Here is a 24,974-nt window from a genome sequence, read left to right on the forward strand (position 1 = left end):
TTTCATTTATATAGATTTTTAGTTTATTTCAGGAGGTTATTATTATGAGTAAAATCATTGGTATCGATTTAGGAACAACAAATTCATGTGTAGCAGTTATGGAAGGTGGTAAACCTGTAGTTATCGCCAATACAGAAGGTGCAAGAACAACACCATCTGTTGTCGCTTTCACAAAGACAGGTGAAAGACTTGTCGGTGAACCTGCAAAACGTCAGGCAGTTACAAATGCAGATCACACAATCTCTTCTATTAAGAGACATATGGGTTCTGACTACAGAGTAACAATTGATGACAAGAAATATTCCCCACAGGAAATTTCAGCTATGATTCTTCAGAAACTGAAAGCAGATGCAGAAAGCTATCTTGGTGAGAAGGTATCAGAAGCCGTTATCACAGTTCCTGCTTACTTCAACGATGCTCAGAGACAGGCAACAAAGGATGCAGGTAAGATTGCAGGTCTTGATGTAAAACGTATTATCAACGAGCCTACAGCAGCAGCACTTGCTTATGGCCTTGATAATGAGAATGAACAGAAGATCATGGTATACGACCTTGGTGGTGGTACATTTGATGTATCTATCATTGAAATCGGTGATGGTGTTATTGAAGTATTGGCAACAAATGGTGATACAAGACTTGGTGGTGATGATTTCGATAACAAGATCACACAGTACATGCTTTCCGAGTTCAAGAGAACAGAAGGCGTAGATCTCTCAGGTGATAAGATGGCTATGCAGAGACTTCGTGAAGCAGCTGAAAAAGCTAAGAAAGAGCTTTCAAGCGCAACAACAACGAATATCAACCTGCCATTCATCACAGCAACAGCTGAAGGTCCTAAGCATTTCGATATGAACCTGACACGTGCTAAATTCGATGAATTAACACATGATCTGGTTGAAAGAACAGTTATCCCTGTTCAGAATGCATTAAAAGATGCAGGTCTTGAAATGAATGAAATCAGCAAGGTACTTCTTGTAGGTGGTTCTACACGTATCCCTGCTGTACAGGATAAAGTAAGACAGTTAACAGGCAAAGAACCGAACAAATCCCTGAACCCTGATGAATGCGTTGCCATCGGTGCTTCTATCCAGGGTGGTAAACTTGCAGGTGATTCAGGTGCCGGAGATATCCTCTTATTGGATGTAACACCTCTGACACTGTCCATCGAGACAATGGGTGGTATCGCTACTCATCTGATCGAGAGAAATACAACAATCCCTACAAGAAAGAGCCAGATCTTCTCAACAGCTGCAGATAACCAGTCTGCTGTAGATATCAATGTTGTACAGGGTGAAAGACAGTTCGCCAAAGACAACAAGAGCCTTGGCCGTTTCCAGTTGGATGGTATCGCTCCTGCAAGACGTGGTGTGCCTCAGATCGAAGTTACATTTGATATTGATGCCAACGGTATTGTCAATGTATCTGCCAAAGACCTTGGTACAGGCAGAGAACAGCATATCACAATCACAGCAGGTTCTAACCTGTCAGATGCAGAGATCGATAAGGCTGTTAAGGAAGCTGCTGAATACGAAGCGCAGGATAAGAAACGTAAAGAGGGTATTGATGTAAGAAACGATGCAGATGCAATGGTATTCCAGACAGAAAACGCTCTCAAAGAAGTTGGAGACAAGATCAGTGCAGATGACAAAGCAAAAGTTCAGGCTGAAATAGATAGCTTAAAGGCTGCCATTGAGAAGACAAACATCGAATCCATGACAGATGCTGAGATCGATGAATTGAAAGCTGGCAAGGAAAGATTGATGAATGTTGCACAGCCTGTCTTCACAAAGATGTATGAGGCACAGAACCCTAATGCAGGTGCAGGCCCACAGGCAGGCCCTCAGGGTGATGCTGGTCAGCAGAATTATCAGAACAATAATGATGATGTTGTTGATGGTGACTATACAGAAGTCTAAAATTGACGTATAATATAACAGATAAGCAATAAACACAAAGGCGAAAAGTGAAGTGGCAACACTTGGCTTTTCGCCATTTCCAAGCATAGAGGGAGAATCTCAGATGGCAGATAAAAGAGATTATTATGAAGTCCTCGGCGTAGATAAGAATGCGAGCGATGCCGAGCTGAAGAAGGCCTATCGTAAATTGGCGAAGAAATATCATCCAGATACCAATCCGGGAGATAAAGAAGCTGAGGCAAAGTTTAAAGAAGCTTCCGAGGCATATGCTGTATTAAGTGATGCAGATAAGAGAAGACAGTATGATCAGTTCGGACATGCAGCCTTTGAACAGGGCGGCGGAGCCGGTGGATTCGGCGGGTTTGATTTTGGCGGTGATATGGGCGATATATTCGGTGATATATTTGGCGATCTTTTTGGCGGTGGCAGCCGGAGCAGAAGGGCGTATAATGGCCCGATGCAGGGTGCCAATGTGAAGATCAATATGAGAATCAGCTTTATGGAAGCTGTTTTTGGTGTTGAGAAGAATATTGAGATTGGTTACAAAGAAGAATGTGAAACATGTCACGGAACAGGCGCCAAACCAGGAACACAGCCGCAGACTTGTCCGAAGTGTAATGGATCAGGCCAGGTTGTATATACACAGCAGTCACTTTTCGGCCAGGTACGTAATGTGCAGACATGTCCTGAATGCGGCGGTGCAGGTAAGGTTGTCAAGGAGAAGTGCCCGAAATGTGCAGGTCAGGGATTCAAGAAGATTCGCAAGCCGTTGAAAGTGACAATTCCGGCTGGTGTTGACAATGGTATCAGTGTCAGAGTTGCTGGCTTCGGTGAGCCGGGCAAGAATGGCGGACCAAGAGGTGATTTACTGGTTGGTCTGCAAGTAGACAGTCATCCGATTTTCCAGAGACAGGATTATGATATTTTCTCAACAGTCCCGATCTCATTTGCGGATGCAGCACTTGGCGGGGATATCAAGATTCAGACACTGGATGGCGAGATCACACAGACAATCAGACCGGGAACACAGACAGATACACGTATCAGATTGAAGGGCAAGGGTGTTCCTTCCAGAAGAAACAAGAATCTGCGCGGTGACCATTATGTCACACTGATTGTTCAGGTGCCTGAGAAATTGAACAATGAACAGAAAGAACTTCTTCGTAAGTTTGATGACGCTATGAAGGGCATATACAAGCCGGAGGAGAATGAAGGCAAGAAGAAAAAGTCTTTCAAGGAAAAAGTCGAAGAAAAGTTAAAAGAAACTTTTGAAGATTAGTGAAGAATCAAATAAACACAGGGCTTTTGAAATTCTGAAAAATAGAATTTCAAAATGCCCTTTTGTGCGTTAGAATAGAATTTGTAAAAAGGAGAATAACGGATATGAAATGGAATAAATATCGTATGAAGACCACAACGGAAGCAGTGGATCTGATCAGCTATACATTGGGCGAAATGGGAATTGAAGGAATTGAGATAGAAGACAAGATTCCGCTTTCTGATGAGGATAAGAAAAAGATGTTCATCGACATTCTGCCTGATCTGGGAGAGGATGATGGTGTTGCCTATGTATCATTTTATATAGAACCGGAAAAAGACCATGCAGAAACACTTCAGGAAGTAACGGAAGCGGTTAAGGAATTGGCGGATTTTGTTGATATCGGTGATGCAACCATTGAGAAATCTGAAACAGCAGATGTGGATTGGATGAATAACTGGAAGAAATTCTGGAAACCATTCAAAGTCGATGACAAGATCATTATCAAACCGACATGGGAGAAGTTGCCGGAAGACACAACGGAGGATACGCTTGTTGTAGAGTTGGATCCGGGTACAGCCTTTGGTACAGGCATGCATCATACAACCCGGCTTTGCATCACACAGATGAAGAAATATCTGAAAGAGGGTCAGAAGCTTTTTGATGTGGGATGCGGCAGCGGTATTTTATCCATCATTGGACTGATGCTTGGTGCCGGTGAAGCCATGGCAACAGATGTAGATCCGAATGCGGTTTCAGCAGCCATTGAAAATGCCAGAGTCAATCATATTAATATGAATCAATACGATGTAAAAGCCGGTGATATCATTACAGATGTGGATTTCAGACATGCCTGTGGTGATGAGAAATATGATCTTGTGTTGGCGAATATTCTTGCAGATGTTATTATTCCGCTTTCAGGTGTGATCAAAGATAATATGAAGCCGGGGGCATTATTTGTTTCATCCGGCATCATCAATACAAAAGAGGATGATGTAAGAGAAGCGCTGCTTGCCAATGGCTTTGAGATTCTTGAAGTGACACATTCCGGTGACTGGGTTGCCTTTACAGCCAGAAAATAAAATCGAACAGGCTTGAATAAGTTGTTCATTTCATGCTATAATGGCAAAAGCGCCATAAAGGTTACGTGAACAGTTTAAGATGGAGGGAGTGCAGGAATGCCAAGATTTTTTGTTGGAACAGATCAGATTAGTGATAAAGATATTGTGATTACAGGCACAGATGTCAATCATATCAGGAACGTACTCAGAATGACACCGGGTGAAGAAGTAACGGTCAGTGACGGACAGGGCATGGATTACTTTTGCCGTATTGCAGAGCTGACTAAGGAAGAAGTACGTCTGGATATTGTTGACAGCTGGCATTCTTTCGTTGAGTTGCCGGCGAAGATTTATCTGTTTCAGGGACTGCCGAAGGCTGACAAGATGGAACTGATCATTCAGAAGGCAGTGGAACTGGGAGTCTATGAGATAGTTCCTGTTGCAACGAAGCGGGCTGTTGTGAAGCTGGATCCGAAGAAGGAAGAGAAGAAACGTCTTCGCTGGCAGAGCATTGCAGAGAGTGCGGCGAAGCAGGCCGGAAGAGCATTGATACCGCAGATTGCGACATGTATCAGTTTTGAGAAAGCACTTCGGATGTGCAACGGATTGGATGCAGCATTGATTCCTTACGAGAAAGCAGAGGGTATGCAGCATGCCCGTGATCAGGTACGTGCCCTCCATGGCAAACATTCAATCGGAATATTCATTGGACCTGAAGGCGGATTTGAAGAGAGTGAGATTGAGGCGGCCAGAGCGGCCGGTGCTATACCGATTACCCTTGGACACAGAATTCTGCGGACAGAAACGGCCGGACTGACAATGCTCTCCATTTTGATGTTTGAATTGGAAGAGGACTAAATTTTATATGGAAGTTTATATGGATAATGCTGCCACGACCAGAGCCTATCCTGAGGTTGTGCAGCTGATGAACAAGATCATGGAGGAAGATTACGGCAATCCTTCTTCATTGCATATGAAGGGCGTGGAGGCGGAACGGTATATCCGCCGCGCCAGAGAAATACTTGCAGGTATTTTGAAAGTTGAAGAGAAAGAACTGATTTTTACTTCGGGCGGCACAGAATCCAATAATCTGGCAATCATTGGCGGAGCATTGGCGAATCAGAGAGCAGGCAAGCATCTGATCACGACCCGGATAGAACACGCATCTGTGTATCAGCCGATGATGTTTCTGGAACAGATGGGCTTTGAAGTGACGTGGCTGCCTGTGAATGCATATGGTCTGGTGGATCTTGATGCACTCAGAGAAGCCATCAGACCGGATACAATTCTGGTATCTATGATGTGTGTGAATAATGAGATCGGTACCATTGAGCCGATTGCAGACGCAGCAGCGATTGTCAAGGAATGTAATCCGAACACATTGTTTCATGTGGATGCGATTCAGGGATTCGGCAAAGTCGTCCTGCATCCGAAACGGATAGGAATTGATATGCTGTCTGTCAGCGGCCATAAGATCCATGGACCAAAAGGCACGGGATTTTTGTGGGTACGTGACAGAGTAAAAGTACAGCCGTTGATGCTTGGCGGCGGTCATCAGAAAGGCATGCGTTCAGGTACGGAGAATGTGCCCGGAGTAGCCGGAATGGCGAAAGCTGCAGAAATTGAATATACAGATTTTGAGAATAAACTGGAATATCTTTACGGTATACGCAGTTATTTTATAGAAGAGATAGAGAAACTGGAAGGAACGGTGGTGAACGGCGGAAAGAGCCGCGGCAGTCTGAACCGGCCGGCAGAAGATCAGCAGGATGCCTGTGCAGCACCGCATGTGGTCAGTGTCAGCTTTCAGGATATCCGGGCAGAAGTGCTGCTTCATGCCCTTGAGGAGACACATGTGTATGTGTCCAGCGGTTCGGCATGTTCATCAAATCATCCGGCCATCAGCGGCACATTAAAGGCAATCGGTGTTGAAAAACGATACCTGGATGCAACTGTACGCTTTAGTTTTTCATTCGATACAACAAAGGAAGAAATAGATGAATGCGTGGCACAGCTTAGCAGGCTGCTGCCGATGCTTAGACGTTATACGCCTGGCGGCAGGAAAAGAGGAGGCAAACGTGTATAAAGCTTTTTTGATTAAGTATGGTGAGATTGGCATCAAGGGCAAGAATCGTTATTTGTTTGAATATGCCCTGATGGATCAGATTAAATTCTCACTGCGTAAAGTAGACGGTCAGTTTGAAGTTACAAAGGAACAGGGCCGTGTGTATGTGGAAGCGCTGACAGAATATGATTATGACGAAGTGATCAAAGCGCTTTCAAGGGTATTTGGCATTGTGGCCATATGTCCGGTTGTTCTGTGTGACAACAATGAATGGAGTAATCTATGCCAGGTAACCGGTGATTATATGGAAAGAACCTATCCGGATCAGCATTTATCTTTCAAGGTTTTTGCAAGAAGAGCCGATAAGAGCTATCCGAAGAAATCTATGGAGATCGGAGCGGATATGGGTGAATATCTGTTGGACAGATTTCCGGATATGACAGTGGATGTCCACAATCCGGATGTGGCACTGAATATTGAAGTGCGTGAGCGAACCTATATTTACTCAATTTCTATTCCGGGACCGGGCGGTATGCCGGTGGGAACGAACGGAAAGGCTACATTATTGTTATCAGGCGGTATTGATAGTCCTGTAGCCGGTTATATGATCGCAAAACGTGGTGTTAAGATTGATGCAGTTTATTTCCACGCACCGCCATATACAAGCGAACGTGCGAAGCAGAAAGTTATTGACCTTGCGAAAATTGTTGCCGCTTATGCCGGACCGATCAATCTGCATGTTATTAACTTTACAGATATTCAGCTGGCGATTTATGACAAATGCCCGCATGATGAGCTGACGATCATTATGCGTCGTTATATGATGAAAATCGCAGAGCATATTGCCTTGGAAGAAGGCTCTTTAGGATTGATCACCGGTGAGAGTATCGGTCAGGTGGCCAGTCAGACAATGCAGAGCCTGCGTGCAACCAATGCTGTTTGTACACTTCCGGTTTATCGTCCGGTGATTGGCTTTGATAAGAATGATATTGTTGAGATTTCAGAGAAGATTGGCGCTTTTGAGACATCCATTCAGCCATTTGAAGACTGCTGTACAATATTTGTGGCAAAGCATCCGGTTACGAAGCCGAATGTCCGTGCGATCGAACGTTCAGAACATCATCTGGTGGATGTCATTGATGAACTGCTTAAGACGGCTATTGAGACGAGAGAGACGATTCTCTGCGAATAAAATTGCGAGAAAGGCCTGATACAGGCTGGTTCAGAGATGTGCATGCATTCCTGTGAAGAATCCGGCCGATCCGGTCTTGTATCGGACAAAAAAGGACTGCTGATAATCAGCAGTCCGAAGAATCATGTGATAGCCTAGTCCACAACGTATGGCTGAAGAACCTTGAGAATTTCATCTATTTCATCGCTCTCATGGATTGTGAGTTCGATTGGTTTGGAAAGGTCAAGGCTGAATATACCCATAATTGACTTGGCATCAATGACATAACGACCGGAGATCAGATCAAAATCTGTATTGAATCGGCTGATGTCATTGACAAATCCTTTTACTTTATCGATGGAATCGAGGCATACTCGAACTGTTTTCATGGCTGTTCCTCCTTTAGTTTTGGTTAATATTTTATTACAATATTATACTACATTCGGAATGGACAAAAGTCAATAGGCGAGTATTTTATAAATTGCAGTAATTGTTCAGAGCCAACCTCCAAAATGCTACGCATTTCGTCGGTGTGGCGTATCCGCCAAATAAAATTTCAAAAACAGTCTTAAAAATGCAAGCATTTTATACTTGTCTTTTGAAATTTTGCTTTGCTCTGAACAGTTACAAATTGCAACAAAATGAAACAGATGGAGGAAGAATATGAAGAAAACAGTGGCATTCTGCACACTGGGATGTAAGGTAAATCAATATGAAACAGATGCCATGCGGGGAAGCTTTGAGGCTGAAGGATATGAAGTGAAGGAGTTTTCACAGGAGGCATCCGTTTACGTGATCAATACCTGTACAGTAACAAATATGGCGGATCGTAAGTCCAGACAGATGATGCATCGGGCAAAGAAGAAGAACCCAGATGGCATCATTGTTGCTGTGGGCTGCTATGTGCAGGCGGCCAAAGAGCAGCTGGAAGAAGATACGCTGATTGATCTGGTCATTGGCAACAACATGAAGAGCCAGGTTGTACAGATTGTTGAACAGTATATTCAGGACAACAGACATACAGAGGACAGAGATGCTTATGTGGCGGATATTGCCCATAGCCATGAATATGAGACCATGCATATCGAAATGGTGTCTGAACATACCCGTGCCTATATCAAGATTCAGGATGGCTGCAATCAGTTCTGTTCATACTGCATTATTCCTTATGCCAGAGGGCGTGTGCGGAGCAGAAAGATGGAAGATATCCTGCAGGAGGTCAGAAATCTGACGGCAAACGGCTACAAGGAAATCGTTTTGACGGGTATCCATATCAGTTCCTATGGTCTTGACTTTGAACATACAGCGGATGAGCAGGAAGATTATGGACCTTTTAAGAACAGTGCATTGATCGATTTGATTGAGGCGTTATCTGGAATAGAGGGACTTGAAAGAATTCGCCTTGGTTCACTGGAGCCAAGGATCATTACAGAGAATTTTGTCAGACGCCTCTGCAAAGTGCCTCAGATCTGTCCGCATTTTCATTTGTCATTGCAGAGCGGCTGTGACGAAACACTGAAGAGAATGAACCGACATTATACAACGGCACTTTACCTTGAAAAGTGCGGAATCCTTAGACAGTATTTTGACAGACCGGCCTTGACTACAGATGTGATCGTTGGCTTTCCGGGAGAAACGGAAGAAGAATTTGCACAGACAGAAAGATTCCTTGAGACGGTTCATTTTTCGGATATGCATATCTTTAAGTATTCAAAGCGTCGTGGAACCAAAGCGGCAGATATGCCGAATCAGATTGATCCGCAGATCCAGTCTGTGAGAAGTGAGAAACTGATCGCACTGGGAGAGAGAATGAAAGATGATTTTCTTGAAGCCTGCAAAGATCAGGAGCAGATTGTCCTCATTGAGGAAGAAACGGAAATTGACGGTACGAAATACATGACGGGACACAGTAAGAATTATATCCGCTGTGCTTTTGAAATGGATGGATTAGTACCAAACATGGTGATAAAAGGCACTATTAACAGCAAATTAAATGAAGAATTTGTGTTTTGTAAAAGAATTGATTGAATTCTTGGAATATATATATTAAGATAGTAGTAACCTTGGATAATCAGCCATCTGACAGAAGGGATGTGATTGAGTGGCAGATAACAAGAATACACAGTATTTTAAAGTGAATAATGAGACTGATATTGCGGTCAAAGACATTCTTGAAGCAGTTTATATTGCACTGACGGAGAAGGGGTATAATCCGGTGAATCAGATTGTAGGATATATTATGTCCGGCGATCCGACATATGTGACGAGTTACAAGAATGCAAGATACCTGATCATGAAGGTTGAAAGAGATGAGCTTCTTGAAGAACTTCTCAAGAATTACATTGAAGTGAATCTGAAGTAGCCCATGATGAAGAAGAGAATTATTGGATTAGATTACGGTTCGAAGACTGTTGGCGTGGCGGTCAGTGACCCTCTTGGTTTTACAGCTCAGGGTCTGGAGACAATTACTCGTAAGGACGAGAATAAACTCCGAAAGACGTATGCGCGTATTGAGGCTTTGATCCGGGAATATGAAGCAGAACAGATTGTACTTGGTTATCCGAAGAATATGAACGACACAGAGGGTGAGCGTGTCGAGAAAACGCTGGCTTTCCAAGAGGCACTGGAGCGTAGAACAGGACTTGAAGTGATTCTCTGGGATGAGCGGATGAGTACCGTTGCATCAGAAAGAGTATTGATGGAGGGTAATGTTCGACGCGAAGACAGAAAGACTTATATTGACAAGATGGCGGCAGCCTTTATTCTGCAGGGGTATCTGGATTATCAGAGCTTTTCGGAGAATCAGGCAGAATCAGAAGATTCGGAAGATATATAGTTATAGTTGGATTTATGCATGTATGCAATATGGGGAGAGTAGAAACATGGCAACAAAAACAATTACATTAACAACAGACGATGATGAAGAAATCGAATTAATGGTTATCGAACAGACAATGATCAACAATGTGAATTATCTGCTGGTCACAGATTCTGAAGAAGATGAAGCGGATGCTTATATTCTGAAGGAGACGGGGGCTGAGACCGAAGAGGCCTATTATGAGTTTGTTGAAGACAGCACAGAACTGGAAGTTATTTCCAAAGTGTTCGAACAGATGCTGGACGATATTGATTTGAAATATGAATGATTGATACAGAAATTTCAATCGCTACAAGACATTGCAGAGGAAAAGAAAGGCAGAAGAAGCATGATAGAAGATCAATTGAGCGAGTTCAGGAAGCTGCTGAAGGAAAGAGGACTTAAAACAACCTCACAGCGAATGGCTATATTAAAAGTGCTTCTGTCTCAGCCGGAGTGTCATTTGACGGCTGAGGAAATCTATGACTTTGTGAAAAAGGACTGGCCGGATATCGGCCTGGCTACGGTCTATCGTAATATACAGCTACTATCAGAAATGAACCTCATTGACAAGTTGAATTTGGATGATGGTTATGTACGGTATGAGATTGGTGAACCGAATCAGAAGAGTCACCATCATCATCACCATATGATCTGTGTCAGCTGTGGAAAAGTTTTTGCATTTCAGGAAGATCTGCTTGATAATCTCGAACAGAAGATTGAGCAGACGACAGGATTTGTTGTCAGTAATCATGAAGTGAAGCTTTATGGGCACTGTGCGGAATGCCGCAAGAAGGACGGAGCAAAATCAGAATAGATGCAAGTCTTGTTTCTTTTGAAATATTGTATGAATCCTGTGATTTAACGGAGGTGCAGTTTTTTGAAAGCAAATAAAGGCGTATCAAATGAAAAAATCAAAATTATCCCTTTAGGGGGACTTGAACATATAGGTATGAATATTACCTGTATTGAGTATGAAGACAGTATTATCGTTATTGACTGTGGATTATCCTTTCCGGATGAGGATATGTTGGGTGTCGACCTTGTGATCCCGGATGTGACTTATCTGAAAGATAATATAGAAAAAGTAAAGGGCTTTGTCATTACTCATGGTCATGAAGATCATATCGGCGCATTGCCTTATGTTCTTCAGAGTGTGAATGCACCTGTTTATGCGACAAAGCTGACAATGGGTATTATCGAACACAAGTTAAAAGAACATAATATGATGAAGACAACAAAGAGAAAGGTTGTCAGACATGGACAGTCCATTAATCTCGGCTGTTTTAGAATCGAATTTATCAAGACAAATCACAGTATCGCAGATGCTGCGGCACTGGCTATTTATACACCGGCCGGTATTATTGTGCATACCGGTGATTTTAAGATTGATTATACACCGGTATTTGGTGAGATGATCGACCTGATTCGTTTCGCAGAACTTGGAAAGAAAGGTGTACTGGCACTTCTCTGTGAAAGTACGAATGCAGAGCGCCCGGGTTTTACCCAGTCTGAGAGAACTGTGGGCAAGACGATCAGTCGCATTTTTGACGACCACAAGAAAAGCCGTATCATTATTGCAACTTTCGCATCCAATGTGGACCGTGTACAGCAGATTATCAATGCAGCCTATGAACATGGTCGTAAGGTTATCGTTGAGGGCCGCAGTATGGTGAATATCATTACAATTGCATCAGAACTTGGCTATATCAAGATTCCGGACAATACATTGATTGATATTGACACAATGCGCAACTATCCAGATGATAAGCTTGTCCTGATTACAACAGGAAGTCAGGGTGAGACGATGGCTGCTTTGTCAAGAATGGCAGCAAATACACATCGCAAAGTTTCCATTAAACCGGGGGATACCATTGTATTCAGTTCCAACCCGATTCCGGGCAATGAGAAGGCGGTCACGAATGTTATCAATGAACTTTACCGCAAGGGTGCAGAGGTTATTTTCCAGGATACACATGTTTCCGGTCATGCCTGCCAGGAAGAGATTAAGCTGATCTATGCTTTGACAAAGCCGAAGTATGCAATTCCGGTTCATGGTGAATATAAACATCTGAAAGCCGGTGCGAAACTGGCTGAGACTATGGGTGTACAGAAAGACCATATTATGCTGATGCAGTCCGGAGATATACTCACAATCGGACAGGAAAAAGCAGAGATCACCGGTCAGGTACCGCATGGCTGTGTGATGGTGGATGGTCTTGGTGTTGGTGATGTAGGCAATATTGTATTAAGAGACAGACAGATGTTGTCCCAGAATGGTCTGCTGATTGTTGTGCTGACACTTGAGAAATATAGCAACCAGCTGTTGGCCGGACCGGACATTGTTTCAAGAGGTTTTGTGTATGTGAGAGAATCTGAATCATTGATGGAAGATGCAAGAAGAGTTGTCAGTGATGCACTGGATGATTGCCTCAATCACAATATTTCTGACTGGAGTAAGATTAAGAATGTGATCAGAGATTCACTGGGAGACTTCCTCTGGAAACAGACAAAGAGAAATCCAATGATCCTTCCGATTATCATGGAAGTATAAGGATGCTGTGGAGAACGTTATGATAAAGAAATTATTCGTAGGTACTTTTGGTGTTGCATTAAATGTTATCATTTATATTTTGGTGATTCTTTTGGCAATTCGTGTGATCACCTGGTCCTATGACTTTGCATATGAAGTTTTTGGTGACAGACCGGTTGCTGAAGCTTCTGAGGAGATTGTACCTGTTCAGATCAGTGATGGCGCCAGTACAAATGAAATTGCGGCCATTCTTGATAAGAAAGGGCTTATTAAGTATAAATATGCATTTATTATACATGTTGGACTGTCTCAGTATAAAGGCATGCTGAAGCCTGGCAATTATGAGCTGAGTCCATCGATGACGATGGATCAGATGCTTGCAGTGATGGCAGGATCAGGTACTGCAGAAACGTCAACAGAATAAGTCGGGGGCTGTGGCAGAATCGAAAGTTTTTTCGGTTCTGCAACAGCTTTTTGCATTGCGTGTATATGCAGCCTCTGCCTGAGCAAAACGGCAGCGGCTGATGATTTGGGTATGTAGCGAGACAGAATGAAGGAGAAAAGTATGATAGTTAATGACAGACTGACATCATATCTGCATTCTTTAGACAGCAGGGAATCAGAAATCATCGAAGCAATTGGCCGTGAGGCAAGGGCTGACAGAGTGCCGATCATCCGTCAGGAGACAGGGAGTCTGTTGAAGGTGTTGCTGAAGATGAATAAACCACAGAGAATACTTGAAATCGGAACGGCCGTTGCCTATTCGGCCATTTTGATGAGCGAATGTCTTGAGCCGGGAGCAACCATAACAACTGTTGAGAAATATGAGAAAAGAATTCCGATTGCCAGGGAGAATATCCGACGTGCCGGCAAAGAGGACTGCATTACATTGATCGAAGGGGATGCACTGGAAGTGATGGCCGGTCTGGAACCGGGATATGATTTTATTTTTATGGATGCGGCCAAGGGACAGTATATCCATTTTCTTCCGGAGGTGTTGAGACTATTGAAGAAGGGCGGTCTGCTTGTTTCAGATAATGTTCTTCAGGATGGTGATATTATAGAATCCCGCTTTGCGGTGACAAGACGGAATCGTACTATTTACAGCAGAATGCGGGATTATCTGTGGCAGTTAAAACATATGAAAGAATTTGAAACAGCTGTATTAACCGTTGGTGATGGGGTGACCATCAGCACGAAACTGACAGAATAGAGGAGAAAATTGACAATGAGAATACCTGAGTTATTAGTACCGGCCAGCAGTCTTGAAGTATTAAAGACGGCCGTGATCTTTGGGGCGGATGCCGTGTATATCGGCGGCGAAGTTTTCAGCCTGAGAGCAAAATCCAAGAATTTTTCTCTCGAAGATATGAAAGAAGGTATTGACTTTGCCCATGCGCATGGGGTTAGGGTCTATGTGACATCGAACATTCTGGCACATAACCAGGATCTGGAGGGTGTCAGAGAATATTTTAAGGAATTAAAAGTGATTCAGCCGGATGCATTGATTATTTCTGATCCGGGTGTGTTTGATATTGCGAGAGAGATTATACCTGAGATTGATGTGCATATCAGTACCCAGGCCAATAATACGAATTACGGCACGTACAATTTCTGGTACCGACAGGGAGCAAGAAGGGTTGTAACAGCCAGAGAATTGTCAATGGAGGAGATTGCTGATATCAGAAAGCATATCCCGAATGATCTGGAGATTGAAACCTTTGTTCATGGCGCAATGTGTATCTCTTATTCCGGCAGATGCCTGCTCAGCAATTATTTCACTGGAAGAGATGCCAATCAGGGCGCATGTACCCATCCATGCAGATGGAAATATGCGGTCATGGAAGAGTCCAGACCTGGGGAATATCTGCCGGTGTATGAGAATGAAAGAGGCACTTATATTTTCAATTCAAAGGATCTGTGCATGATCGAGCATATTCCGGAACTAATCGCAGCAGGTATTGACAGCTTTAAGATTGAAGGCCGTATGAAGACGGCACTTTATGTGGCTGTTGTGGCGCGTACCTATCGAAAAGCTATTGATGATTATCTGAAGGATGAGAACCTTTACAGACAGAACTTGCCTTACTATCGTGAACAGATTGCCAAATGCACTTACAGACAGTTTACGACAGGCTTCTTCTTTGGCAAACCGACTCATGAGACCCAGATTTATGACAGCAATACTTATGTTAAGGAATATACTTATCTTGGCATTATCAATGGACAAAACAGTCAGGGAATGTACGGACTTGAACAGAGAAATAAATTCTCTGTTGGCGAAACGATTGAAGTCATGAAGCCTGATGGCAGGGATCTGCCCGTCAAAGTACTGCGTATCTGTGATGAAGAAGGCAGCGATATGGAAAGCTGCCCGCATCCAAAACAGAAAATCTATGTGGATCTTGGTATTGAACTGAGTGATCAGGATCTGCTTCGAAGAGCTGAAAAATCAGACAATTAGTTCAGCTGAAGGCGGAGCTTTTCAAGTGCTTTTTTCTCGATGCGGGAAACATAACTCCGGGAAATATTCAGCTGCTCGGCTAGCTCACGCTGGGTTGTTTCATGATGGCCGTAAAGACCATAACGACGGATAACGACAAAATATTCCCGCGGCGTCAGAACTTTGGAAAGAATTTTTGACAGCTTTCGGAGAGACTGTTTTTTATCCAGCTGGTCGATGATATCTTCATCCTCATGCTCAAGAATACTGAGAAGCGTGATTTCGTTGCCTTCTTTGTCTGTGCCGATGGGATCATAAAGGGAGACCTCCCGGGAAAGTTTTCGATCGCCGCGCATGAGCATGAGCAGTTCATTGTCGATACACCGGGCAGCATAGGTTGCCAGCCGGCTGCCTTTTTCAAAGTTATAGGTATTCACTGCTTTGACGAGACCGACGATGCCGACAGAGATCATTTCATCTGTTTCTTTGCCGGAGTTCATATATTTTTTGACAATATGAGCCACAAGACGGAGATTCCTTTCGATGAGAATATCCCGTGCGTGCATATCGCCATTTTGATACTGTCTGAGATAAACGGTTTCCTGCGCAGCAGAGAGGGGCTGTGGGAATGACTGCATGGCAATGCTCCTTTAGCCGGCTTTCTATTTATTTTATGCGCAGAGAGAAAAATAGTGCTTTTCCAAAAAGCAAACAGCAAAAACAGAGGATTTGATCATGGTACAACAATTTTATCCTGATGAATGGCTGGACTCAGCCTATGTCATTGATTATGAAAAACTTTACAAAGAGGGTTATCGAGGACTGATCTTTGATATTGACAATACATTGGTACCCCATGGCGCTCCGGCTGATGAGCGGGCCATTGCTCTTTTTAAGCGGCTGAGGGAGATTGGATTTTCCTGTTGCTTATTGTCAAACAACAAAGAGCCTCGAGTGAAGATGTTCAATGAAAAGATAGGTGTCTCCTATATTTTTAAGGCCGGTAAACCCGGAAAAAATGGTTATGAGCAGGCAATGAGGAAGATCGGCACTAACAAAAAAACGACGGTTTTCATTGGTGATCAGTTATTTACGGATGTCTGGGGAGCCAAAAGAGTGGGTATCCGCAACATCCTTGTGAAGCCGATCAACCCAAAAGAAGAGATACAGATTGTATTAAAACGACGATTGGAATGGATTATTCTTTATTTTTATAAGAAAACAATGAAAAAATAGTTGAAAAAAGTGCTATAATTTTATATACTATATTTAATTGAGTATTTTAAGGAGGATTTTATAAATGGCTACAATTACTGCAGGTGATTTTAGAAATGGCGTGACATTTGAATATGATAATGATGTATGTCAGGTTATCGAGTTTCAGCATGTTAAGCCAGGTAAGGGCGCTGCGTTTGTAAGAACAAAATATAAGAGAATTATGAACGGTGGTATCAGAGAGGAATCTTTCAACCCTACAGCGAAGTTTGAAACAGCCTACATCGAGAGAAAAGAAGTACAGTATCTGTATGACGATGGTGAAGCTTACAACTTTATGGATCAGGAGACATTCGATCAGTTCGCTATGCCTCATGAAGAAGTTGAAGATAGAATGAAGTTTGTCAAAGAAGAGATGACAGTTAAGATTATGTCTTACAAAGGCAAGATCTTTGACCTTGAACCACCTCTTTTTGTTGAACTTGAAGTTACAGAGACAGAGCCAGGTTTCAAAGGCAACACTTCTACAGGTGCTACAAAGCCATGTACTGTTGAAACAGGTGCTCAGATTAACGTTCCGCTGTTCGTTGAAATCGGTGACAAGATTCAGATTGATACAAGAACAGGCGAATATCTGAAGAGAGTTTAATTTACGCGAATAATGAGTCAAAGCCCATGCTTGCATGTGGCTTTGACGTTGCTAAGCGCCAGTGGCGCTTGTTCTGCAATGTCCGAAACGGAGTGCAGACATATCGCGATAACAAGTGAGACTCGCGGAGCGTGTTTCATCTCGTTGTTGGAAGAATTTATGTAGGAATACAGACAGGGAGTATCGCCATTGGCCTGACATGGTCGGGTTTTGGCATGCTCCCTTTTATAATTTCATTGGAAATTGTTTCCTGGGAAATTATGAAATGCTCCGTATGGTGCGTATTGCAGCGATAATGAATGGTATCGTAGAAACGATATTATTCGAAGACGGCATATGAATCAGGTCTGATATTGGAGGTAGAATAGAATGAAAGATAGAATTACAGGACATACCGTATTAACAGGACTTCTTGGAAGCCCTGTAGCCCATAGTATTTCACCGATGATGCATAATGAATCCTTCAGACAGTTGGGACTGGATTATGCGTATCTGGCTTTTGATGTAGGAACAGATAACTTAAAGACAGCAGTAGAAGGCCTGAAAGTGCTCGGTGTCCGTGGCTTCAATCTGACCATGCCTGATAAGAATCTGATGTGTACATATTGTGATAAGCTGTCTCCGGCGGCAGAATTGATTGGTGCAGTGAATACAGTTGTGAATGACAATGGCGTATTGACAGGCCACACAACGGATGGCATCGGCTATATGGAAGCAGCCAGAGATGCCGGTTATGATCTGACAGGCAAGACTATGACACTTCTTGGCGGTGGCGGTGCTGCTACAGCTATCTGTGTGCAGGCAGCTTTAGACGGATTGAAAGAAATCCGTGTGTTCAATATTAAAGACCAATTCTATGGCCGTCTTGAGAAGCTGACAGCCAATATCACAGCCAGGACTTCCTGTAAGGTCACACTGCACGACCTGTCTGATGAAAGCGCGCTGTATGACAGTATTGAGACCAGTGATATTCTGACAAACGGTACTTCCGTTGGTATGGCACCGAATACAGATGCCTGCCTCATTAAGAATACAGATGTTTTCAGAAAGGAACTGATTGTATCGGATGTTATTTACAATCCGGAGCAGACGAAGCTTTTGAAACTGGCATCTGAAAAGGGCTGCCCGACATTTAATGGTCTGTATATGCTGCTGTATCAGGGAGCTGCGGCTTTCAAAATCTGGACAGGACAGGATATGCCGGTGAATATCATTAAAGAAAAATATTTTACAAGATAGTCTATTAGCAATATTCAATTGAATCATCGTAACTGTTTGCAATAATTATCAGAACGCGTTATAATAAATATGTATGTGTTCGAATTTATGTCATTGTTTTGGACAGGTATAGATATTGTGTAACTGTTCAGAGCTAACCTCCAAAATGCTATGCATTTCGTCGGTGTGGCGTATCCGTAAAATATAATTTCAAAAACAGTCTTAAAAATGCAAGCATTTTATACTTGTTTTTTGAAATTTTGCTTGGCTCTGAACAGTTACGATATTGTGAAAATAAGGAGATCTATATAATGGGTAAATATTTTGGTACAGATGGTTTCAGAGGTGAAGCCAATAAACAACTGACAGTTGAGCATGCTTTTAAAGTGGGTCGCTTCATCGGATGGTATTACGGCGCAGCAAGGGACAAATCCTGCAAGGTTGTCATCGGTAAGGATACAAGAAGAAGCAGTTACATGTTTGAATATGCTTTGGTTGCAGGTTTGACTGCATCAGGGGCAGATGTTTATCTTCTGCATGTTACTACAACACCAAGTGTGGCTTATGTGGTGCGTACGGAAGAAGATTTTGACTGTGGTATTATGATTTCTGCCAGTCATAATCCATATTATGACAATGGAATCAAACTGATCAATGATCGTGGCGAGAAGATGACAGAAGACGTCATTGCTGAGATTGAGGCTTATCTTGACGGAGAGTCCGGTGAAGTACCGTTAGCTTATGGTGATAAGATTGGCTGTACGGTAGATTATTCCGCGGGAAGGAATCGTTATATTGGCTATCTGATTTCTCTGGCAACACGTTCTTATAAAGGCATGCGTGTCGGTCTTGACTGTTCTAACGGCAGTGCCTGGATGATTGCTAAGAGTGTATTCGATGCGCTTGGTGCCAAGACGTATGTGATCAATAACCATCCGGATGGTTTCAATATTAATACAGACTGCGGCTCCACACATATCCATGTGCTGCAGGATTTTGTCAAAGAGAAACAGCTGGACGTAGGATTTGCTTTTGACGGCGATGCAGATAGATGCATAGCTGTGGATGAGAATGGCAAAGTTATCGATGGTGACCTGATTCTTTATGTATGCGGCCGATATATGAAGGAACACGGCAAGCTGACAAATAATACGGTTGTTACAACTGTCATGTCTAACTTTGGCCTTTACAAAGCCTTTGATAAAGTCGGCATTAACTATGAGAAGACAAACGTTGGTGATAAATATGTCTATGAGAATATGCAGCAGAATGGTCATCGTATCGGCGGAGAGCAGTCCGGTCACATCATTTTCAGCAAATATGCTTCAACCGGTGATGGTATTCTGACAGCTATTAAAGTCATGGAAGTTATGCTGGAAGAGAAACAGTCTCTTGGTAAGTTGGCAGAACCTGTGACCATTTATCCACAGCTTCTGAAGAATGTCCGCGTCAGAGATAAGAAGACAGCAAGAGAAGACAAAGATGTCATGGCCGCTGTTGATGCTGTTGCAGATAAACTTGGCAGTGAAGGCCGTATCCTCGTCCGCGAAAGCGGCACAGAACCGGTTATCCGTGTTATGGTAGAAGCACCGGATGATGCAACATGTGAGAAATATGTTTCAGAAGTCGTAGATGTGATTTATCAGAAAGGCCACGCCGTAGCCCAGTAAAAGGTGAAAGTCTAACTCGAAATAGCACCCCATTTCCTTATTCAAAGCAAGCACACTCGCGTTGCCCAGCATTGGCAGCGGTACATAAGGCATTAAAAGACAATGCCTAAGTACCGGCCATGCTGGAAGCACTTGCTTTTGAATAAGGAAATGGGGTGCTTGTTTTCGAGTCAGATTTTTTATATTTAATTAAAAGTTTGTTGGAAGTCCAACGTCCGAGGCCAGTTTATTTCACCTGCTGAATGTTTCGGATATCCGGATCTATCAGTAATGAATAGTTTGTATGGTAGATGACGAAGCCTGGTTTTCCGCCGGGTGTTTTTTTGACCTGTTTTTTCTGGATGTAGTCGATTTCGACTTTTTCCGCGTCACGGCCTTTGGAGTAGTAAGCGGCCAGTCGGCCGGCTTCTTCGAAGGTGCGGTCCGGCAACTCCTGTCCTTCGCTCTTGACAATAACGTGGGAGCCCGGGATGCCTTTGGCATGGAACCACCAGTCGTTGCCTGTGGCGAATTTGAAGGTCAATTCTTCGTTCTGGAAGTTATTCTTGCCCACATACATATGGAAGCCATCTGATGAGATATAGTGGAATGGCTTGCTGTTAATGCGGACTTTTTTGTTGCCCTTTTTGCCGGAATAATGGCGTTTGATATAGCCAAATTGAATCAGTTCTTCCTTGAGCTGAATCAAATCATCTTCTGAGACGGCGATATCAAGGGCAGTGCTAATGGAATCCAGATGTTCCAGTTCGTCTTTTGTTTCCTGAATCTGGACGGACAGGGCTTCCCATGTACGTTTTAACTTGGCATAGCGGTCAAAATATTTGACGGAGTTTTCATGGGCGCTTAACTGGGAGTCCAGAGGTACCTGGATTTCTTCATTCGTATAATAGTTGATACATTTAAGACTTTTGGCACCGGGTTCCAGACTGTAGCCGTAGGTGTTTAACATTTCGCCGTAAATACGGTATTTATCCTTCTTCTCAGTGTCCTTTAATTGTTTCTCCTGAAGGGCATATTTCTTACGGCATCTCTCAAGGGCTGTTGTTACAATGCGTCGAAGGTCGGAGGATCGCTGGCGGATTCTTGTAGCCGCATTGCGGGCGGCGTAATAATATCTCAGAACTTCGGAAATACTGTCGAAATCCTCCTCCTGTAATTCTCCGTAACAGGTCAGCTGAGTAGAAGAAAACTCTGTCGGTGTGCCCTCATCGGAAACAATATTCGGCTGATAGCGATGCTCAATGATATCTTCTTTTAATTTCTCAAAGGTTCGGTAAAGATGTAGCTGTTCCATTTCTGATAAAGCTTTGGTGCTGGCACCGGAATCAATGGAAGCCCGGAAACAGAGTTCTTCGGCAATCAACGGACTGATGCCGGTAATCATTGTGTAAATCGCTTTGCCGACAGGAAGAGGCTGGGCAAGAACTTTACCGATAAAGGATGTCTCATCCACTTCCAGAGGATTCAGTTTGTGCTGGGTTTCAGCGATAAAATACTGTCTGCCTGGAAGCACTTCACGGATGGAGCTGACATTGGCAGAAATATGTTTGATACTGTCGATAATGGTCATATCCGGCTGGCAGAAAATAATATTGCTGTGTTTGCCCATCAATTCTACAATGAGTATCTTTTCACAGACATCCCCCATTTCGTTGAGATGTTCAATATGAAAATGCAGGATACGTTCCAGTCCGGGTTGGGTAATGGAAAGAATCTTGCCGCCGTTGATGTGTTTGCGCAGCAGCATGCAGAAGTTCGGCGCTACAGCCGGATTGGCCGGCGTATCATCTGTCAGATAAATCAGTGGCAGAGAGGCACTGGCAGAAATCAACAGTTTGTAATTGGTACGATTATTCTTAATGCCGAGAATCAGAGCATCCGGTTCCGGCTGATAAATTTTATTAATACGTCCTCCCGTCAGTGTCTCCGAGAGTTCATATACGATATTAGATATAACAAGTCCATCTAAAGCCATATTGATGTACTTCCTTTCTTTTCAATTCAGATAATATCATACCATATATAAAGAGAGAGGGGCAAGGAACTTTTGCAGAAAGTATTGTTCGAGTATGCTTTTGGTGTTGACTTGTATTTTTTTGTGTTTTATAATAAAGTGTATATGTCCATATATATCCATCCGAATCGAAGGCAGAAGAGGATGGCATATGCAATACCATGAGAGCAGGTGAACCAGATGTTAAAGAGTATGACTGGTTTTGGGCGGTGCGAGATCGCCGATAAAGACAGAAAGGTCATTGTAGAGATGAAGTCTGTGAATCACAGATATTGTGATATCACGATCAAGATGCCGAAGAAGCTGAGCTTTTTCGAGTCAGCCATCCGCAGTCTGTTGAAGAAGTATATTCAGAGAGGTAAAGTGGATATTTTTATTACCTATGAAGACTATACAGAGAACAGAAGCTGTCTGAAGTACAACAGGGAACTGGCAGCGGAATATATGGATGCCCTTCGCCAGATGTCTGAAGATTTTAGCATAGAGAATGATGTGCGGACTTCTGCACTTTCACGATATCCGGAGGTTCTGACAGTAGAAGAACAGACCGTTGATGAAGATGAATTATGGCATTTCCTTGAGCCGGCGATTACAAAGGCCTGTGAGGGTCTTGTAGAGACAAGAAGCCGGGAAGGCGAACAGCTGAAGAATGATCTGATCGCCAAGCTGGACGGCATGTTGGCGTATGTGGCTTATATTGAAGAACGTTCGCCTCAGATCATTGCGGACTACAGGGCACGTCTTGAGGATAAGGTCAGAGATTTACTTGGTGACACGAATATCGATGAAGGCAGAATTGCCATGGAGACAACGATTTATGCGGATAAGCTTTGCGTAGATGAGGAGATTGTTCGTTTGAAGAGTCATATTGAGGCAACGAGGACAACACTTGTGAATGGCGGAAGCGTCGGCCGCAAGCTGGACTTCATTGCTCAGGAGATGAACAGAGAGGCCAATACCATTCTGTCAAAGGCCAATGACCTGTTGATTTCCAATACAGCCATTGATCTGAAGACAGATATTGAGAAGGTCAGAGAACAGATTCAGAATATTGAATAATCGGAGAGTATGCGATGAGCAGATTGATCAATATCGGTTTTGGCAATATGGTGAATGCGGCCAAGATTGTGGCCATTATCAGTCCTGATTCAGCGCCCAGCAAGCGGATTGTTCAGAATGCCAAGGATGAAGGCAGAGCAATTGATGCAACGCAGGGACGAAGAACCCGTGCCGTGATCATTATGACAGATGATCATGTTGTCTTATCCGCTTTGCAGCCGGAGACAATTGCCGGACGGTATCAGGGACGGGATATTCAGGAACAATTAACAGATATAGAAAAGGATGAGGAAGATGAGTGATCAGAAGAGAGGTATTTTGACGATTATCTCTGGTTTTTCAGGTGCCGGTAAGGGAACGGTTGTCGGCAGACTTCTTGAGAAGTACCCTGAGAGATATAAACTGTCCATTTCTGCAACGACACGCAGTCCGAGAAATGGTGAAGAGCATGGTGTGCATTATTTTTTCAAGAGTGATGAAGAATTTCAGCAGATGATTGAGAACGATGCATTTCTGGAATATGCGCAGTATGTCGAACATTCTTACGGGACACCTCGTCAGTATGTAGAAGAGAATCTGGCTGCCGGTTATGATGTGATTCTTGAGATTGAGCAGCAAGGCGCGTTTGCAGTAAAGAAAGCGGTGCCGGAGGCAATTCTGATTTTTCTGACACCACCGACAATTGAAGAACTTGAAAGAAGACTTCGCAATCGTAAGACTGAGAGTGATGACGTGATCGCATCACGGCTTGCCCAGGCATGTGCTGAAGCAGCGCATGTTGATCAGTATGATTACATTGTGATCAATGATGAGGTGGAGCACTGTGTGGATGCAGTGAACCGTCTGATTGAAACAGAACATCAGAGAACACAGTTTAACGGTGCGAAGATTCAAGAATTGCAGAGAGATCTGCAGCCATATAGAAAAGGAGAATGATACATGTTACATCCATCTTATACAGAATTAATGGACGCTGTTAACAGCGAAGTCAAAGAGGGCGAGCAGCCAATCGTCAGCAGCAGATATTCTATCGTTATTGCAGCTGCCAAGCGTGCAAGGCAGATTATTGCAGGTGCAGAATCTGCAGTTCCGGATTATAAGAACAAAAAGCCACTTTCCGTTGCAGTTGAAGAACTTATGGACGGAGATGTTAAGATCCTTTCAAGCGGCGAGGATGCGGATGATGAAGACGATAAGCCAAGCATTGGCGGTGATGTTTATGATATTGCCCTTGACGTCGATGATGAAGACATTTTTGAGGATGAGATGAAGGAAGATTCTGATGAAGATTCTGATGAAGATTCTGAGGAAAAAGAATCCGAGTCTGACGAAGATATGAGCAGTGAAGAGGACGATTACGAATAGTTCTGAAGAATACGACATCATAAGGAGGCTTTATCAATGGAAGCAGGAATTAAGAATGAGAAGAGTATTGTTGTAACAGAAGATGTAACAGCCAGCAAGGTGGGCAGCGGTTTATTACCTGTTTATGCAACGCCTAGTATGATTGCATTAATGGAAGGCACATGTGCAGAAAGCGTTCAGTCTGAACTGGCAGAAGGCGAAGGCACAGTTGGTGTATCCGTTGATATCAAGCATATTGCGGCAACACCGATTGGCATGAAAGTCAGATGCGAAAGCCTTTTAAAGGAAGTCAACGGCAAGAAGCTTGTATTTGAAGTGAATGTTTATGACGAGAAGGGTCTGATCGGCACAGGTACGCACAAACGTGCAATCATCAACAACGAAGCATTTATGGCAAGACTGGCATAATCAATGATCATTTGACACGGGCACACCGGCAGGTCTGGTGTGCCTGCATTTATACCTGCATGATTTGTTTCT

General features: G+C 43.4%; 26 protein-coding genes and 1 pseudogene. 24 read left to right on the forward strand and 3 right to left on the reverse strand.

Going from position 1 to position 24,974, the window contains the following annotated elements; all coding sequences use genetic code 11:
* Positions 1-44 precede the first annotated feature (44 nt).
* The 6 genes from dnaK (at position 45) to thiI (ending at position 7,492) form a co-directional block, all read left to right on the forward strand.
* Complete coding sequence (gene dnaK, locus NBH03_RS01915) at positions 45-1,916, forward strand: molecular chaperone DnaK (protein ID WP_250796561.1); 1,872 nt, start codon at positions 45-47, stop codon at positions 1,914-1,916.
* A 103-nt stretch (positions 1,917-2,019) separates the two neighbouring features.
* Complete coding sequence (gene dnaJ, locus NBH03_RS01920; protein WP_117527425.1) at positions 2,020-3,195, forward strand: molecular chaperone DnaJ; 1,176 nt, start codon at positions 2,020-2,022, stop codon at positions 3,193-3,195.
* A gap of 104 nt (positions 3,196-3,299) precedes the next feature.
* Entirely contained in the window at positions 3,300-4,256 is a 957-nt protein-coding gene (gene prmA, locus NBH03_RS01925; protein ID WP_117539015.1) for a 50S ribosomal protein L11 methyltransferase, read from the forward strand.
* Between the two features lie 96 nt (positions 4,257-4,352).
* Positions 4,353-5,093 carry a 16S rRNA (uracil(1498)-N(3))-methyltransferase gene (locus tag NBH03_RS01930; protein ID WP_215689545.1) on the forward strand — a complete coding sequence of 247 codons (741 nt, stop codon included), beginning with the start codon at positions 4,353-4,355 and terminating at the stop codon, positions 5,091-5,093.
* 7 nt (positions 5,094-5,100) lie between these two features.
* Positions 5,101-6,321 (forward strand): cysteine desulfurase family protein, encoded by a 1,221-nt coding sequence (locus tag NBH03_RS01935; protein WP_015514597.1) that lies wholly within the window; start codon positions 5,101-5,103, stop codon positions 6,319-6,321.
* Entirely contained in the window at positions 6,314-7,492 is a 1,179-nt protein-coding gene (gene thiI / locus NBH03_RS01940; protein ID WP_242993834.1) for a tRNA uracil 4-sulfurtransferase ThiI, read from the forward strand. The genes NBH03_RS01935 and thiI overlap by 8 nt, the downstream gene beginning before the upstream one ends.
* Positions 7,493-7,626: 134 nt before the next feature.
* Here the strand turns inward: thiI and NBH03_RS01945 are convergent, their stop codons facing one another.
* On the reverse strand, positions 7,627-7,860 hold the full coding sequence (locus NBH03_RS01945) for an HPr family phosphocarrier protein (RefSeq protein WP_250796563.1): 234 nt from the start codon (positions 7,858-7,860) through the stop codon (positions 7,627-7,629).
* 274 nt (positions 7,861-8,134) lie between these two features.
* Here NBH03_RS01945 and mtaB point away from each other — a divergent pair, with 274 nt between their 5' ends.
* The 9 genes from mtaB (at position 8,135) to NBH03_RS01990 (ending at position 15,325) form a co-directional block, all read left to right on the forward strand.
* On the forward strand, positions 8,135-9,499 hold the full coding sequence (mtaB, locus tag NBH03_RS01950) for a tRNA (N(6)-L-threonylcarbamoyladenosine(37)-C(2))-methylthiotransferase MtaB (RefSeq protein WP_250796565.1): 1,365 nt from the start codon (positions 8,135-8,137) through the stop codon (positions 9,497-9,499).
* Between the two features lie 73 nt (positions 9,500-9,572).
* Positions 9,573-9,833, forward strand: coding sequence for an IreB family regulatory phosphoprotein (locus NBH03_RS01955; protein ID WP_117527427.1), 261 nt, complete (start codon positions 9,573-9,575; stop codon positions 9,831-9,833).
* A 6-nt stretch (positions 9,834-9,839) separates the two neighbouring features.
* Positions 9,840-10,307 (forward strand): Holliday junction resolvase RuvX, encoded by a 468-nt coding sequence (gene ruvX / locus NBH03_RS01960; RefSeq protein WP_250796891.1) that lies wholly within the window; start codon positions 9,840-9,842, stop codon positions 10,305-10,307.
* A gap of 46 nt (positions 10,308-10,353) precedes the next feature.
* Positions 10,354-10,617: a DUF1292 domain-containing protein gene (locus NBH03_RS01965; RefSeq protein ID WP_015514592.1), complete on the forward strand. Its 264-nt coding sequence runs from the start codon at positions 10,354-10,356 to the stop codon at positions 10,615-10,617.
* A 60-nt stretch (positions 10,618-10,677) separates the two neighbouring features.
* On the forward strand, positions 10,678-11,145 hold the full coding sequence (locus NBH03_RS01970) for a Fur family transcriptional regulator (protein ID WP_250796567.1): 468 nt from the start codon (positions 10,678-10,680) through the stop codon (positions 11,143-11,145).
* 63 nt (positions 11,146-11,208) lie between these two features.
* The gene (locus NBH03_RS01975) at positions 11,209-12,882 is read left to right on the forward strand and encodes a ribonuclease J (RefSeq protein WP_242991749.1); all 1,674 of its coding nucleotides are present in this window, start codon (positions 11,209-11,211) and stop codon (positions 12,880-12,882) included.
* Between the two features lie 19 nt (positions 12,883-12,901).
* Complete coding sequence (locus tag NBH03_RS01980) at positions 12,902-13,285, forward strand: endolytic transglycosylase MltG (protein ID WP_015514590.1); 384 nt, start codon at positions 12,902-12,904, stop codon at positions 13,283-13,285.
* Between the two features lie 141 nt (positions 13,286-13,426).
* Entirely contained in the window at positions 13,427-14,074 is a 648-nt protein-coding gene (locus tag NBH03_RS01985; RefSeq protein WP_015514589.1) for an O-methyltransferase, read from the forward strand.
* 15 nt (positions 14,075-14,089) lie between these two features.
* Positions 14,090-15,325: a peptidase U32 family protein gene (locus NBH03_RS01990; protein ID WP_250796569.1), complete on the forward strand. Its 1,236-nt coding sequence runs from the start codon at positions 14,090-14,092 to the stop codon at positions 15,323-15,325.
* Here the strand turns inward: NBH03_RS01990 and sigK are convergent.
* Complete coding sequence (gene sigK / locus NBH03_RS01995) at positions 15,322-15,942, reverse strand: RNA polymerase sporulation sigma factor SigK (protein WP_015514587.1); 621 nt, start codon at positions 15,940-15,942, stop codon at positions 15,322-15,324. The two genes, NBH03_RS01990 and sigK, sit on opposite strands and share 4 nt — an antisense overlap.
* Before the next feature lie 97 nt (positions 15,943-16,039).
* On the opposite strand from sigK, the gene NBH03_RS02000 reads away from it, so the two are divergent.
* The 4 genes from NBH03_RS02000 (at position 16,040) to glmM (ending at position 20,056) form a co-directional block, all read left to right on the forward strand.
* Complete coding sequence (locus NBH03_RS02000; RefSeq protein WP_250796574.1) at positions 16,040-16,540, forward strand: YqeG family HAD IIIA-type phosphatase; 501 nt, start codon at positions 16,040-16,042, stop codon at positions 16,538-16,540.
* 64 nt (positions 16,541-16,604) lie between these two features.
* Complete coding sequence (efp, locus tag NBH03_RS02005) at positions 16,605-17,168, forward strand: elongation factor P (protein ID WP_015514585.1); 564 nt, start codon at positions 16,605-16,607, stop codon at positions 17,166-17,168.
* Positions 17,169-17,537: 369 nt separating this feature from the next.
* On the forward strand, positions 17,538-18,407 hold the full coding sequence (aroE, locus tag NBH03_RS02010) for a shikimate dehydrogenase (protein ID WP_250796576.1): 870 nt from the start codon (positions 17,538-17,540) through the stop codon (positions 18,405-18,407).
* A gap of 290 nt (positions 18,408-18,697) precedes the next feature.
* A complete protein-coding gene (gene glmM / locus NBH03_RS02015) occupies positions 18,698-20,056 on the forward strand; it encodes a phosphoglucosamine mutase (RefSeq protein ID WP_227081963.1) in 1,359 nt (452 codons plus the stop codon).
* A gap of 226 nt (positions 20,057-20,282) precedes the next feature.
* On the opposite strand, the gene NBH03_RS02020 is transcribed toward glmM, so the two are convergent.
* Positions 20,283-22,031, reverse strand: coding sequence for an Rqc2 family fibronectin-binding protein (locus NBH03_RS02020; protein WP_250796578.1), 1,749 nt, complete (start codon positions 22,029-22,031; stop codon positions 20,283-20,285).
* A 219-nt stretch (positions 22,032-22,250) separates the two neighbouring features.
* On the opposite strand from NBH03_RS02020, the gene NBH03_RS02025 reads away from it, so the two are divergent.
* The 5 genes and pseudogenes from NBH03_RS02025 to NBH03_RS02045 all read left to right on the forward strand — a co-directional run bounded on the left by NBH03_RS02025 (position 22,251) and on the right by NBH03_RS02045 (position 24,902).
* Positions 22,251-23,129, forward strand: a complete 879-nt coding sequence (locus NBH03_RS02025; protein WP_015514581.1) for a YicC/YloC family endoribonuclease — start codon at positions 22,251-22,253, stop codon at positions 23,127-23,129.
* Between the two features lie 14 nt (positions 23,130-23,143).
* A complete protein-coding gene (locus tag NBH03_RS02030) occupies positions 23,144-23,431 on the forward strand; it encodes a DUF370 domain-containing protein (RefSeq protein ID WP_015514580.1) in 288 nt (95 codons plus the stop codon).
* Positions 23,424-24,065: a guanylate kinase gene (gene gmk, locus NBH03_RS02035; protein ID WP_015514579.1), complete on the forward strand. Its 642-nt coding sequence runs from the start codon at positions 23,424-23,426 to the stop codon at positions 24,063-24,065. The genes NBH03_RS02030 and gmk overlap by 8 nt, the downstream gene beginning before the upstream one ends.
* Before the next feature lie 3 nt (positions 24,066-24,068).
* Positions 24,069-24,320, forward strand: a pseudogene (gene rpoZ, locus NBH03_RS16075) (DNA-directed RNA polymerase subunit omega); the annotation flags it as partial.
* A 210-nt stretch (positions 24,321-24,530) separates the two neighbouring features.
* Positions 24,531-24,902, forward strand: a complete 372-nt coding sequence (locus tag NBH03_RS02045) for a thioesterase family protein (RefSeq protein ID WP_015514577.1) — start codon at positions 24,531-24,533, stop codon at positions 24,900-24,902.
* Positions 24,903-24,974: the final 72 nt, after the last annotated feature.

This window comes from Coprococcus intestinalis (genome assembly GCF_023656595.1).
GTDB lineage: Bacteria > Bacillota > Clostridia > Lachnospirales > Lachnospiraceae > Coprococcus_A > Coprococcus_A intestinihominis.